Below are 12,963 nucleotides of genomic sequence, written 5' to 3' on the forward strand. Positions count from 1 at the left end.
CACCACCGACACCGCCGCTACCCCTGCTCGGGGTAGCGGCGGTTCGTGTTTGCCGGGGTCAGCTGGTTTTGATCGGGGTTTCGTTCGTCAGGCCCCAGCGGATCTCGGTGCGCACGGTGATGTCGGCCGGTGGTGCGGCGACGGTGCGGGTGAGGCGTTGGAGCTCGCCCCAGTCGCGGGTCCAGTCGTCGGCCAGATAGGCGGGGACGGTGCGTGATTGCATGAGCATGCCGGTCCAGCCGAGCGGGCCGCCGCCGGTGTCGCCCTGCCAGGTCTCGGAGACCTGGGCGTTGAGCTTGTCGGGCTGGATACGCCAGATCGGCATCTCCGCGACGCCGGTGTGGTGGTCGAACGGGCGCTGGCACGGGAAAGCCAGTCCCACATGCCAATCCGTGAGGACCGGGTCGGTGCTGCCGACGACGGTGTTCAGGCTCGACAGTTTCGGCAGGCGCGGTGGGGTGATCGCGAGCCACTGCATGGGGTCGGGCTCCGCCGCGTCGGCGACGAGTCGAACGGCAGTGGTACCCACAGGAACTCGATCCAGCGCGATCGGGAGGTTCCGCCAGCCCGGAGCGCCACCAACCGTCGGCGGGATCGCCTCGCCCAGGGCGGTGGTGGTTCCGTCCTCGGCACGACGAGCGAACTCCACTCGCAAGCGTTGCCCCGGCATGCGTGAGCCATCGGGCGCCGTGGACTCGATCCGACCGGCCACCGTCAGGATCATCACCCGGTAGGCCGGATTCTGCTGTGCGGCGGCCATATCCAGCCGATACCACTGCGTCGTCAACTGCGTCCGCTGTGGTTCGCCGGTCGAGTGACTGCCGAGCACCGGCGTTCGTTCCGGGGCGAGGCCGAACGGCAATGCCACCGTGCTGCCGTTCACGCCGGCCACGGCAGGACCGGCCGCTCCGGGTGGTCCCGCGTTCGGACCGCTCGGTGGTGTCCCGGTCGTGCCGCCGGCCGGGGCTGGACCGCCGGGGCCACTTCCGCCAGGGCCTGAGCCGCCGGGGCCGCTTCCTCCGGGACCCGAACCCGAAGGCGGGGCGGAGGATTGGCCGGGACCGGGATCGGGGGCGAGACTCCCGACACCGTTCGGGGTGAAGCCGGTGTTCTCGGCGGCCAGCCCGTCGGCGACGGTGCCGCTGTACGGGGCGAGCAGTGAGTCCGCGGTATTCGTCTCGACGAGAACGTCATCGGCCATCGCGCACCGGTCACCCGTCAGCGCACGTAGATTCGACAGCCCGACCGAATAGGCCGGGTACTGCGAAACGGCCGCGGCGGCAAGCGAAGCCACTTCGAACAGCACCATGGCCGCCGCGGCAACGGTCAGCGGCGCGACAGCCGGGATCTTGCGATTCGGCCTGCGGCGACCGATACCGCCGTAGTACTGGAACAGGGCCGTGAGGAGGCTCGCGGCCGCTGCGGCGAGGAAGAGGGTCGACACCTCGATCCCGCCTAGCGTGGGAGCGCGGTCGGGCCACGGGACGCCATAGCCGGAGACGTACCACCACCCGTTGGAGCCGGTGAAGCTCATGGCGAGCAGGAACAGCACCGCGGCGGCGAACAGTGTTCGGAGATAGTTCCGGCCGACGCGGACCAGCGCCACTGCCGTGATCGCGGCGAGTGCGGCGGCCAGGCCCCCGTAGACGCCGAAGTGATGCGTCCACTTGGTGGGGGTGAACATCATCAGCAGCAGGGCCATGAAGACGACAGCGAGGATTCGGGTCACCGGGCCACGCGCGGTCGCCGGGATGCGACCGCGGCGCAGGGTCGCGGCGATGCCGACCGCGAGGCACAGGAGCATGGCGAGGACGCCGAAGCGACGGGCCAGGGAGCCGTCGGGGTTGACCGACAGCAGGGAATCCCAGCGGGTGCGTTCCTCGAACCAGGACATGTCGGGGCCGACGAGCTGGCGCACGCGGGTGGCTTCGAGGACGGTCGAGAAGGTTTGATCGGCGAAGACGACGACCAGTACGAGAGTGCCCGCGGCGACGATCGGAGCGACGAGTGCGGCGTATCGGAGGAACACGGTTCCGCGAGGGGACACGCCAGCGCCCGAATCCGGTCTGGCGCGGGCGATGATCGTGCGCAGCACCGGTCGCGAACCGGCCAACAGTGCTGCCACGCAGATCAATCCGGTGGGCCCGGCCGCCAGGGAGAACGCGGCGATCAGCACCGCGACGGCGGCGGGCAGCAGGCGGCGAGTGGCGATCGCCCGTTCCATCGAGCACCAGGTGAGAAGCGCGCCGACCGCGATGAGGGGTTCGGGTCGCAGGCCGTTGTTGTAGGGCAGCCAGATCGACAGGAACACCAGGGCAGCGGTCCAGCGCGCGACGCGGCTCGCGCGCACGCCGGAACCCAGGCGCGGCAACACTTCCCGGCTGAGCACCAGCCAGCACACGAACCCGGCGAGCAACGCGGGCAACCGCATCCACACCCCGACCTCGCTGACCCGGGTCATCTGGGCGAGCACCTCGTAGGGCCACCCGAACGGTGCCTCGGCGACCTGGAACCAGCGGTAGTAGTTGGCGGTGTAGCCCGCTTCCTTCGACGCGCGCGCCATCGTGAGGATGTAGCCGTCGTCAGAACTGTTGGCGCCGATCACATGCCAGCTGACCAACGTGCCCGCGACCACCGCGTCGAGACCGGTGAATCGCCACCACCGGGCGGGCAGAACGCGACGCGCCCGGCGGCCGTCGCGAGCGTCGCCGCGATGCAGGCAGATCAGGGCGAGCAAGGCGCTCAACACCGCCCCGACGATCGCTGCCAGCTTCCAGCCACTCGGACTCGACGAGAACCGCGCATCGATCTCGGCATGCAGTCGCGCGTCTCCCATCCGTCCGCGATCCAGCTCGGTGAAGACTCCGACCACCTGTGGGCGCACATCGGCGTCCACGGTCGTCTTCATCGGCGAGCCGTCGGCTCGGGTCATACCGGTGAGCTCGGCGGTGGTGCTCGAGCCGGTGGAAACCACGGTCAGCGCTCCGCATCGGGCGTCGCGTGCGGTCTCGGGCACAGCTGTTCCGGGCGCGCCGCGCGGACCGGCCGGTGGCTTCGTCGTCGAGGACGGCGGCCCGTTCGGCGGAACCGCGCCCGACGGGGGAGTGCTGCCAGGAGCGGGAGCGCCGCTAGGTGGAGTGGTGCCGGTGGGTGGCGCGCCGTTGGGTGGAGTGGTGCCGCCGGGTGGCGGCGCACCGTTGGGAGTGGTGCCGCCAGAGGGCGGTGCACCGTTGGGCGGGGTGCCGCTGAGGGGCGGTGCGCCGTTGGGGGGAGCGCCGCCGGCGGACGGTGTGCCGTTGGGGGCAGGTGGCCGGTTCGCGTCGGTGGGGGGCGGTTGTGTGCCATCCCGGCCGTCGGCGGCCGAGCTCTCTTGCACGGGGGCGTTCCCCGCGATATCCGCGATCGGCGCGCTCAACAGCAACTTGTCGCGCAGCACCACGGACAACGTGCGCCCGGCTCCCGGCCGGTCCTCGATACGCGCGACCAAGCCTTTCGATCCTGCTCGCGGCGCCTGGGCGGGAACCGTGGACAGCACTGTCCCGCCGGTCATGTCGCGCAACGCGGTACACGGAATGCTCACGTCGAGCGACAACGGCACGTAGTCCACGAGTGGCGCGCTGAGTTGCATCGACTGGGGCTGTGGCCACTCCAGGCTCGCGCGCTGCTGCTGAACCGGCAGCAACGGAGTCGCCACCGCCAGCACCACACCCAGCGCCCCCGCCGCGATCCCGATTTTCTGCACTCGGCCGAAGCCGGAAGAATCTCCACCCACAAACGACGATGCTAGCCATGGTCGTCAGGTAGTTGTCACCTCAGCGCGGGCGGCGTAGTTCGGTGACGGCGATCCGTGCCGCCTCGCCGATCGCGGCGTCGACCACCGGCAGCATCGGATCCGCGCGGGCGGCGCGGGTGAAGACCGCTACCGCTACCGGTGTTTCGCCGGGGAATTCGATGACGGCGACTTCGTTGCGGATCACCCCGATGGTCCCGGTCTTCCCCGCGACGAGCACTCCGCGATGCGGGAAGCCGGCGGCGATGCGGTGCGGCCAGATCTGCTTGCTCATCACCGTGCGCGCGAATGCCGTACTGGCCGTGGACAATAAGTCACCTGTCCACAGCTTCCACAGGAACCGGGTCATCTCCTCGGGCGTGGTCGCGCTGGCGTAGGAGGGGTCGTAGGCGGAGACCGTCCACGCCTCGTCGTTGTCCGCCAGGACCGCGAAAGCCTCCGCGGTGCTGTGGGTATCGGTATCGCGGACCAGGCTGCGGTGCTGGTCGGCCGTGCCGCCGACGATCCGGGTATCCGTCAGGGCGAGCTCGTGCACCAGCTCACTCACCGCGGCGAGACCGACCTCGCCGAGCAGGACATCGGCGGCGGCATTGTCGGACACGGTCATCATCGACGCCGCCAGGTCGCGACGGCTCAGCGTGACCGGATCATGCAGTGCCGCAAGGCCGGTAGGCCCCGGAGTGCAGTCGGCCGGATCGATGGTGAGCCGGCCGGTGGGGTCGATCAGGCCGTGGTCGACCTGTCGCAAGAACGCTGCCAACAGCAGCAGTTTGTAGACCGACGCGATCACCACCCGGTCGTGCCCGCCGACAGAGATCTGGCCGGCGGAGCCATCGCAGCGCCGGGCGTGCAACCAGCCGACGCAGCCCGCATCGGCGAACACGGCACGGATCCGGGCACTCGCAGATTCCGGCATGCCGGCACCGCCGTGTCCGGTGTCGGTGGTGCTCGATCCGGGCAGCGTGTCGGTCGCGCTGAGCCGGCTCGAATCGGGGCGGCGGCCGTCCGTCGCCGCGTCGAACCCGCTCATCGCAGCCGCTCCCGGTACAGCACCCGATCCAGCGCATCGGCCTGCGCTCCCGCGTCCGCTCTGCGAATGACCCTGATCCGCAGGGCAATCGACTGCGGCGCCAGCGTGAGCCATGCCACCCCCGGTGTCGGCGTCGGCGAGGTGGCGGTGACGCCGAAACTCGTGCCCGCGGCCACGGCGGCCAACACCGCCCGATCGTCGGGAGCCGCGAGTGGCGGTGCGTCCAGTCCGCGTTCCCGCAGCAGATCGATGATGCTGTCGAAGGCGGGCGGGTTCGCGGCGCGCGGCGGATGCGCGAAATACAGTCCGGCGAGCATGGGGAAGGTCGGCCGTTCGGCGGTGGTGGTGCGGTGCTCGGCCGGCACCACCAGCCAGCGCGGCAACTTCACCACCGGTCCGGCCTCCACTCCGTCGACCAGCGCCGGATGTTCGATCACCGCCACATCGCAGACGCCCGCGCGCACCTCGGCGACGAGGTCGACGGTCGTGGCCAGTGTCGTCGCCACGCTGCCACCCGCGGCGCGCAAGCCGGTGACACACGCGGTGACCAGGCGATCGGGTAGCGCGGTCGTCGCCGCGAACCGCACGGTCCCGCTGAGCTGCGCGATCCGCTGTGATTCGGCGAGCAATCGGTCGGCGTCGTCGACGAGCAGCCGGGCGCGCGGCAACAGGTGTTTGCCCGCGGTGGTGAGCAGCGCGCCCTGGCTGGTGCGGTGGATGAGTTCGACGTCGAGATGTTGTTCGAGGCGGCGCAACCCCTGCGACAGGGGCGGTTGGGTCATGTCGAGTGCCGCTGCTGCCCGCCCGAAGTGGCCCTCGTCCGCGACGGAGACGAAGAACCGGAGGTGGCGGATCAGATCCATATCGGCCATTGAACCAGCGCGCTTGCCGCGACTCGGTCGATCTGGGGTGACGAGCTGGTGGGGATCGGTCTTTCACGTCGCCTCACCGCTGTTCACCTGCGGTGATATCGGGTACGACTCGTCCAGCCCGCTGTCCGGTATTGGCTTCGAACCGGTCGGCGATGATTGCGTGCACCGGTGACTTCCTCCACACTGACGCCCCGCCTCCGCACCAGGATCGCCGCCGTCGCGCTGGCGATCTCGGCCGTGACGTTCACCGCCTGCTCGAGCAACGACGCCGAACCGGCATCGTCTACGTCGGCCACCGTGCCCGCCACAACGTCGTTCGCCGATATGGAGGCCGGATACGGTGCCCGGCTCGGTCTTTCGGTGGTCGACACCGGAAACGGAGCGACCGTCGACTACCGGGAGGATGAGCGCTTCCCGATGGCCTCGACGTTCAAGGGTCTGGCGTGTGGCGCTCTCCTGCAGGCGCATCCGCTGTCCACCGGTTATTTCGACCAGGTGATCCGCTACACCGCGGCCGACATCGTCGTGAACTCGCCGGAGTCGGAGAAACACATCGACACCGGCATGACCGTCACCGCGCTCTGCGACGCGGCGATCACCCAGTCCGACAACACCGCGGGCAACATGCTGCTCCGATTGCTCGGTGGCCCAGCGGGGTTCACCGCCTTCCTGCGTACCCTCGGCGACACCGTGTCCCGCCTCGATCGCTGGGAGCCCGAGCTCAACACCGCGATCCCCGGCGACGAGCGCGACACCACCACCGCCGCCGCCCTGGTGGCGAACTACCGTGCCCTCGTCGTCGGCACCGCTCTCCCGGAACCCGAACGCGCCCAACTCGCCACGTGGCTGAAGGCGAGCAAGACCGGCGCCAAACGCATCAAGGCAGGTCTGCCCACGGACTGGATCGTCGGCGACAAAACCGGCAGCCCCGCCTACGGCTCCGCCCTCGACGTCGCCGTCGCCTGGCCCCCCAACCGCGCGCCCCTGGTCCTCGCCGTCCTCACCACCAAGCCGGACCAGAACGCCGAACCCTCCAACGACCTCGTCGCCGATGCGACGAAAGCCGCTGTAGCCCAACTCAACTGAGGCTCCAGCCCGACGCCACCGACCGCGCGCACTGGGCCACGAACAATGCTGTGAGCAGGGGAATTCTGTGGCCCAGCGCGGCCGGTGGCAGCGGCCCGGTCGCGACCAGGCCCGCCGGCCCGTGTCCGATGGTCCAGCTCTGCGTGGCCAGATCGAGCGGATCGATATCGGCCTCGAACCGTCCGATCGACCTGGCCGAGTCGGCCGCCCGTACCAGGCGGTCGAGGGTGGCATCGGCGGCTCCGGCGTCCTCGAGCGCGAAACCCGCGCCGAACATCACCCGGTAGAGATCAGGATTGGCCATGGCGTTGGCGAGGTAGGCGCTGCCGAGCGCGGCCAGATCGTGCACCGGATCCTCGGCGACCGGCACCTGCGCCAGCCGCGCCGCCAGCTGCGCCGCCCGGTCGATCAGCATCGACCGCACCGCCGGGTTCTTCGTCCTTGGCAGCGCGGACAAGTATCCGCTGCCCGGCGATGGTGTCGCCAGGGCGGCGGCGAAGCTCGGCGTGGATCCGGTCAAGCCGATCACGTTGATCGGGGTGGCCGCGCTCGGTGAGCCGGATCTGCTCGTCGAGGTGGAGGCCACGGCTGTGCTCGACTGAGGGTTACCGCGCGCCCGCCATCAGGACCTCGGTCGGTGTCGAGCGGTATCGGCCAGGTGCCGTGCCGAATTCGCGTTTGAAGGCCTTGCTGAAGGCGTACTCGGAGCTGTATCCGGTGTGCCTCGCGACGGTCGCGAGCGGGTGGTCGGTGTCGCGGAGCAGGCGGGCGGCGGTGAGCATGCGCCAGCGGGTGAGGTAGGTCAGTGGGGGCTCGCCGACCAGCGTGGTGAAACGTTTGGCGAAGGCGGCGCGACTGAGACCTGCTCGGGCGCCGAGGGATTCGACGGTCCAGCCGCGGGCGGGGTCGTCGTGGACGGCGCGCAGGGAGCGGGAGATGTCCGGGTCGGCGACCGCGGCCGCCCAGCCGGTCGTCTGGGCGGAGTCTGCGAGCCGGGCGCGCAGGAGATAGAGGAGCAGCAGGTCCAGCAGTGGGGGTATCGCCGCGTCGGCGCCGGGGTGGGTGTGGGTGAGTTCGTCGGCCAGCAGATCGACCGCGGCGCGCAGCGACGGATGCGTGCCGAGCCGCGCCGGAATGTGTACCACCTCGGGCAGTTCCGTCAGCAGCGGATGGGTTCGGTCGGCGGCGAGCTGGTAGGAACCGCACAGCAGCGTCGCGGGAGCGCCCGGTCCCGTCACGATCCGGACATCCTCGGGGCCCGCGGTTTCGGTCACCGGGCTGTCGAGCTGGTCGAGCAGATCGTGGGCCACCCCGCGTGGCATGAAGACCGCGTCACCGGCGCCCAGTGCCAGCGGCTCCGCATCGGGTCGCGTCAGCCAGCACGAGCCCTGCAGAATCACATGGAAACCCGCGCTCTCGATGCGTGGATACGCCCGGCCCCACGGCGCGTGCCGCACGAACATGCCGGAGGCCGGGCTGCCGGTCTTCGCGGTGGCCAGGACATCGCTCAGCAGATCCATGTTCGAAACAATACGCGTGGAGACGATCGGATATTCAGACAAGATTATGGATGATTTCTTGTCTCACCAATAGTTCATACGCTGTGTTCATCAGCCCGATGAGCACAAGGAGCACGACATGAAGATCGCCGTCTACGGAGCCAGTGGCCACGTCGGAACACTCGCGGTGCGGGAACTGCGCGAGCGCGGCATCGAGACCGTGGCCGTGGGCCGCGACGCCGCGCGGCTCGCCGGTCGCGGCGCCGAGGTTCGGGTCGCCGCGGCCGACGATCACGGCGCACTCGTCGCCGCGTTCGCCGATGTCGACGCCGTGATCAGTACCCTGCCCGACTACACCGGTCGCGGCGAGGGCGTACTGCGCGCCGCCATCGCCGCCGGCGTCCACTACGTGGACGTCGCGGGCGAACAGCTCTTCGTCGAGAAGGTCTTCGCCCAATTCGGTCCGCTCGCGGCAGAGGCCGGGGTGACGCTCTCGACCGCGACCACCGAAGCGGGGATCTTCGGCGACCTGCTCGCCCACCTCGGCGCCGAGCGGCTCGGCGGCGCCGACGAGATCGTGCTGAGCCATGTCGCCACGCCCGGCGGTGAGGGCTCGCGCGGAAGTATGCGCACCGTCTTCCAGAATCTAGATGTCTTCACCAGTGGCGGCCTGTCCTGGTCCGACGGCGAATTCCGCACCGGTCCCCAGCCCCGCCGGGCCACCTTCCTACTTCCTGACGATACGGAACCCATTGCAGTGATGAAGTTTCCGCAACCCTCCGTGGTGACGATTCCACGCCACACCACGGCGCGCTCGGTGGAGGGTGTGCTCGCGACGTCGATTTTCGACATCGTCGGCACCGTCACCGAGGCCGATCTGGACGCCGCGCCCGAAACCCCGTCGGCCCCGGCCGCGTACTCGATGGTCGTCGACATCCACCGCGACGGCCGGACCCTGCGCGGGATCGGTAGCGGCCCCGACGCCTACCGCAACAGCGCCCAGCTAGCGGTGGAGGTCGCGACGCGAATTGCCGCGGGGGTGGGCAAGCCCGGCGCGCAGTCACCCGCCGAGCTGTTCGAGCCGGTCGAATTCCTCGACGCTCTCGCGCCGTTCGGCATGACATGGTCGCTGCGTTGACGGTGCGCCTACGGTGGATCGCCGCGCCCGTCGCCGCCGTGGCCGCGCTGGTCCTGGTGGCGTTCGGTGCTCGCGACACCGAAACCTCGTGGTCGAGTGCCTGGACGACCGCTGTGCAGTACCCGGTCTACCAGAACTGGTCGGCGATGGGTTTCGCCGACCAGACTGTGCGACAGGTGTTTCGCTTGTCGCAGGAGGGTCCGCAAGTCCGGATTCGGTTGTCGAACCGCTTCGGCGAGTACCCCCTGCCCGTGTCGGCGGCGACGGTGGCCGCCAGCGCGGGCGGCGCGGCGATCACCCCGGAATCGGTGCGGGGGTTGAGCGTTGGTGGGCAGTCCACCTTCGTGATCGCGCCGGGGGCCGAAGTGGTCAGCGACGCCGTGCGCACCGTGGGGGCATCGATCGCGGTCACCCTCTATTTCGACCGACCCACCGGCCCCGCGACCCAGCACGGCCAGTCGCTGGCCACCAGCTACCGAGCGCAGGGCGATCACGCCGCCGACCCGTCGGCGGCGCCGTTCGCCGACACCTCGCAGTCCTGGTATTACGTGGCGGGCATCGAGACGCTGCGGTCGAGCACCGGCGACGTCACCGTGGCCTTCGGCGATTCGATCACCGACGGCTACCGCTCCACCCTCGACGCCGACCTGCGCTACCCCGACCAACTCGCGGCGGTAGGCCACCACGGCCCGGTGGTCAATGCGGGAATCAGCGGCAACAGGCTGCTCACCGACTCGACCGTGCTCGGCGACAGCGCGCTGGCTCGGTTCCGTCGTGACGTTCTCGACCAACCGGGCGTCGGCACCGCCGTCGTCCTGATCGGGATCAACGACATCGGCCTGTCGGGCAGTGCGGGCCCGGACGGGATTGTCTTCCCGCCGGTATCGACCGACCAGCTCGTCGCCGGATATCGCGCCTTGATCGCGCAGGCGCGCGCGGCGGGCGTGCGCATCGTCGGCGCGACCATTCTGCCGTTCGCCGGTTCCGCGTACTACTCGCCGGAGAAGGAACGATTGCGGAACGAGGTGAACACTTGGATTCGGGAGTCGGGCGCCTTCGACACGGTGGTCGATCTCGAACAAGCGCTGGCCACTCCCGGTGATCGCACCCGCCTCGCCGACGCGTTCGACAGCGGTGATCACCTGCATCCCAATGATTCCGGCTACCGAGCCATGGCGACGGTCATCGCACCTGCTCTCGCGACGTGATCGCCGTCTCGCCCCACCTGTCGTGACCAGGCCCGATACTGACCCGTACCCCAACGGCCGGTGAACCCTGATCGGTCGAGTGGCAGGTCGGGCGGGGGCTCGATATGCTCGACTCCGACTTCGAAACAGGCTGCCTTGCTGCGTGTTTGATCGACCACTATGGCAGGGGGCCTGTGAGTACTGCGGAAGTACTGCCGATGGCACAGACAGTAGCTGCGCCGAAGGCGTCCGGCGACAGCGCCGGATCTGTGGTGCTCGGCGCCGGCGTGGCGGTGGTGGCGATCGCCGCGGTGACCGCGGTGTTCACGCCACCGGCCATCGGCATCCCGGTACTCGCCGCGGCGGTGGCCGCGGCACTGATCGGCTGCCCCGCGGTGTGGTTCGCTCTGCGTCAGCGCGCGCAGGCGCGTGCGAGTCTGGCCGCTGCCCAGCAGGCCGAACAGCAACTGGCCGCGACCGTGGCCGAGGCGAGCGCGCGCCTGACCCAGGCCGACGAGCACACCGCCGCGTACGCGTGGGAAGCCCAGGAGAACTCGCGCCGGGGCGCGGCGGCACTGGCGGCCTTCGCCGGTGCGGCGGGCCGCATCCAGGCGATGACCACCTCGATGCTGGCCGAACTGCGGGAGATGGAACACCGCCACGCCGATCCGCGAGTGCTCACCGACCTGCTCCACATCGACCATCGCACCGCCCAGGCGGGACGCCTGGCCGACAGCATCGCGGTCCTGTCCGGTGCGCGGACCGGGCGCCGCTGGGCGAAACCGATTGCGATGGAATCGATTCTGCGCGGCGCGATGGGCCGGGTCGCCGGGTATCAGCGCGTCCGGCTGCGGGCGATCGCCGAGGTCGGCATCGCCGGGCACGCCGCCGAAGGCGTGATGCACACACTGGCCGAACTCCTCGACAACGCCTGCAACTTCTCGCCGCCCACCACCGAGGTACACGTCTACGCCGCGGAAGTGCCCGCGGGCGTGGTGATCACGATCGAGGACAGCGGCCTGATCATGAGCGATTCCGCGCTGCGCCGCGCCGAAGCCGCCGTCACCGGGCGCGATCACAAGGGCAAGGGCGTGGATCTCGCCTCGCTGTCGGGTACCCGGCTCGGCCTCGCGGTGGTCGGGCATCTGGCGCGCAAGCACGAACTCACCGTGTCGTATCGGCCGTCGGCGATCGGCGGCACCGCGGTCGTCGTCGTCATCCCGCGCGAACTCACCGCCCGCGCCGAACGCCGCAGTCGCAATGTGGTGGCGGCGCCGCGCTTCGCCGAACCCGCCACGCTGAGCCAGTTCGACAGTCCGATCCCGCGCAGAACCGACACCGGCACCATGGATTTCAGCGAGGCCGCCGGCCAGCACGCGCGACCGGAGACCGACGGCGCGGTCCCGACCTCGCCCTCGCTGCCGAAACGCCGCCGGGGCGACACCCTGGCCCAGGTCCACCCCGAAGGTCTCACCGCCGCACCCGCCGCCAAGGCGGCCCCGGCCAAGCCCACCGCCCTCGGTGCCTTCCAGCGCTCCGCGCCGGGCCGCACCAACGCAAGCCACGAACCGGGCAGCGCCGCCGCGGCTCCCGACCCCATGGAGGACCGATGACCACCACCGCCCCCGCCCACCTCGGCTGGCTGCTCGAGAAGCTGCTCGCCCGCACCCCGCGCGCCAGGCACGCCCTGCTGCTGTCCGGCGACGGGCTCAAGATCTGCCATACGCCGGAACTCGATGTGGACCGCGCCGATCAGCTGGCCGCCATCGCCGCCGGATTCCAGAGCCTGTCGCACGGGGCTTCCGTCGAGTTCGGTGACGGGCGTGGCGGAGTTCGCCAGTCGATGACCGAGTTCTACGGCGGCATCCTGTTCGTGGTCGAGGCGGGGCGCGGCGCGCACTTGGCGGTGGTCGCCGCCGAGGACGCCGATGCCGGTCTGGTCGGCCACACGATGCACGAGCTCGTCGAACAGCTCGGCGAGCATCTGGCTGCCCAACCCAGACGCGGAGCGATCGAGTGACCAGGGCAGGTCGCGACGACGATCCCGACCGCTTCTACACGCTGACCGGCGGCCGCGCCCCCGCGACCGAGGACTTCGACCTGGTCACCCTGGTGGTCAGCGAGTCCGCGCCCACCGCGGGCATGTCCTCGGAGCAAGCCGCGATCCTCGACATGTGCCGGGCGCCGACCGCCGTGGTGGAGATCGCGGCCGAGCTGCGCCTGCCCGTCGGGGTGGCCACGGTCGTGCTGTCGGACCTGCTGGCCTCGGGCAAGATCACGGTGCGCCCACCGCTGTCGGCGGCGATGTCGCTGGACGCTTCCACCCTCGAGAAGGTGCTCGTTGGACTTCGCAAGCTCTGA

11 protein-coding genes are annotated in these 12,963 nt (G+C 70.1%); 6 read left to right on the plus strand and 5 right to left on the minus strand.

The window, feature by feature from the left end; genetic code table 11:
• Positions 1 to 58: 58 nt before the first annotated feature.
• From ACFTS5_RS20260 to ACFTS5_RS20270, 3 genes are all read right to left on the minus strand, one after another.
• Positions 59 to 3,772 carry an arabinosyltransferase domain-containing protein gene (locus tag ACFTS5_RS20260; RefSeq protein WP_378633061.1) on the minus strand — a complete coding sequence of 1,238 codons (3,714 nt, stop codon included), beginning with the start codon at positions 3,770 to 3,772 and terminating at the stop codon, positions 59 to 61.
• A 40-nt stretch (positions 3,773 to 3,812) separates the two neighbouring features.
• Positions 3,813 to 4,706: a serine hydrolase gene (locus tag ACFTS5_RS20265; protein WP_378633463.1), complete on the minus strand. Its 894-nt coding sequence runs from the start codon at positions 4,704 to 4,706 to the stop codon at positions 3,813 to 3,815.
• A 110-nt stretch (positions 4,707 to 4,816) separates the two neighbouring features.
• Positions 4,817 to 5,692 carry a LysR family transcriptional regulator gene (locus ACFTS5_RS20270; RefSeq protein WP_378633064.1) on the minus strand — a complete coding sequence of 292 codons (876 nt, stop codon included), beginning with the start codon at positions 5,690 to 5,692 and terminating at the stop codon, positions 4,817 to 4,819.
• A 168-nt stretch (positions 5,693 to 5,860) separates the two neighbouring features.
• Between ACFTS5_RS20270 and bla the strand changes: the two genes are divergently transcribed.
• Positions 5,861 to 6,778: a class A beta-lactamase gene (gene bla, locus ACFTS5_RS20275; protein WP_378633066.1), complete on the plus strand. Its 918-nt coding sequence runs from the start codon at positions 5,861 to 5,863 to the stop codon at positions 6,776 to 6,778.
• On the opposite strand, the gene ACFTS5_RS20280 is transcribed toward bla, so the two are convergent.
• Both ACFTS5_RS20280 and ACFTS5_RS20285 read right to left on the minus strand, forming a co-directional pair.
• Positions 6,771 to 7,298 carry a TetR-like C-terminal domain-containing protein gene (locus ACFTS5_RS20280; protein ID WP_378633069.1) on the minus strand — a complete coding sequence of 176 codons (528 nt, stop codon included), beginning with the start codon at positions 7,296 to 7,298 and terminating at the stop codon, positions 6,771 to 6,773. The two genes, bla and ACFTS5_RS20280, sit on opposite strands and share 8 nt — an antisense overlap.
• A gap of 85 nt (positions 7,299 to 7,383) precedes the next feature.
• Positions 7,384 to 8,298 (minus strand): AraC family transcriptional regulator, encoded by a 915-nt coding sequence (locus ACFTS5_RS20285; protein ID WP_378633071.1) that lies wholly within the window; start codon positions 8,296 to 8,298, stop codon positions 7,384 to 7,386.
• Between the two features lie 118 nt (positions 8,299 to 8,416).
• Here ACFTS5_RS20285 and ACFTS5_RS20290 point away from each other — a divergent pair, with 118 nt between their 5' ends.
• The 5 genes from ACFTS5_RS20290 (at position 8,417) to ACFTS5_RS20310 (ending at position 12,963) form a co-directional block, all read left to right on the plus strand.
• Positions 8,417 to 9,415, plus strand: a complete 999-nt coding sequence (locus ACFTS5_RS20290) for a saccharopine dehydrogenase NADP-binding domain-containing protein (protein ID WP_378633073.1) — start codon at positions 8,417 to 8,419, stop codon at positions 9,413 to 9,415.
• 2 nt (positions 9,416 to 9,417) lie between these two features.
• Positions 9,418 to 10,623, plus strand: coding sequence for an SGNH/GDSL hydrolase family protein (locus ACFTS5_RS20295; protein ID WP_378633466.1), 1,206 nt, complete (start codon positions 9,418 to 9,420; stop codon positions 10,621 to 10,623).
• A 197-nt stretch (positions 10,624 to 10,820) separates the two neighbouring features.
• Positions 10,821 to 12,215, plus strand: a complete 1,395-nt coding sequence (locus ACFTS5_RS20300; RefSeq protein ID WP_378633075.1) for a sensor histidine kinase — start codon at positions 10,821 to 10,823, stop codon at positions 12,213 to 12,215.
• Positions 12,212 to 12,622, plus strand: coding sequence for a roadblock/LC7 domain-containing protein (locus tag ACFTS5_RS20305; RefSeq protein WP_378633077.1), 411 nt, complete (start codon positions 12,212 to 12,214; stop codon positions 12,620 to 12,622). Before ACFTS5_RS20300 ends, ACFTS5_RS20305 begins: the two co-directional genes overlap by 4 nt.
• A complete protein-coding gene (locus ACFTS5_RS20310) occupies positions 12,619 to 12,963 on the plus strand; it encodes a DUF742 domain-containing protein (RefSeq protein ID WP_378633080.1) in 345 nt (114 codons plus the stop codon). Before ACFTS5_RS20305 ends, ACFTS5_RS20310 begins: the two co-directional genes overlap by 4 nt.

This window comes from Nocardia sp. NPDC056952, assembly GCF_042674185.1.
GTDB lineage: Bacteria > Actinomycetota > Actinomycetes > Mycobacteriales > Mycobacteriaceae > Nocardia.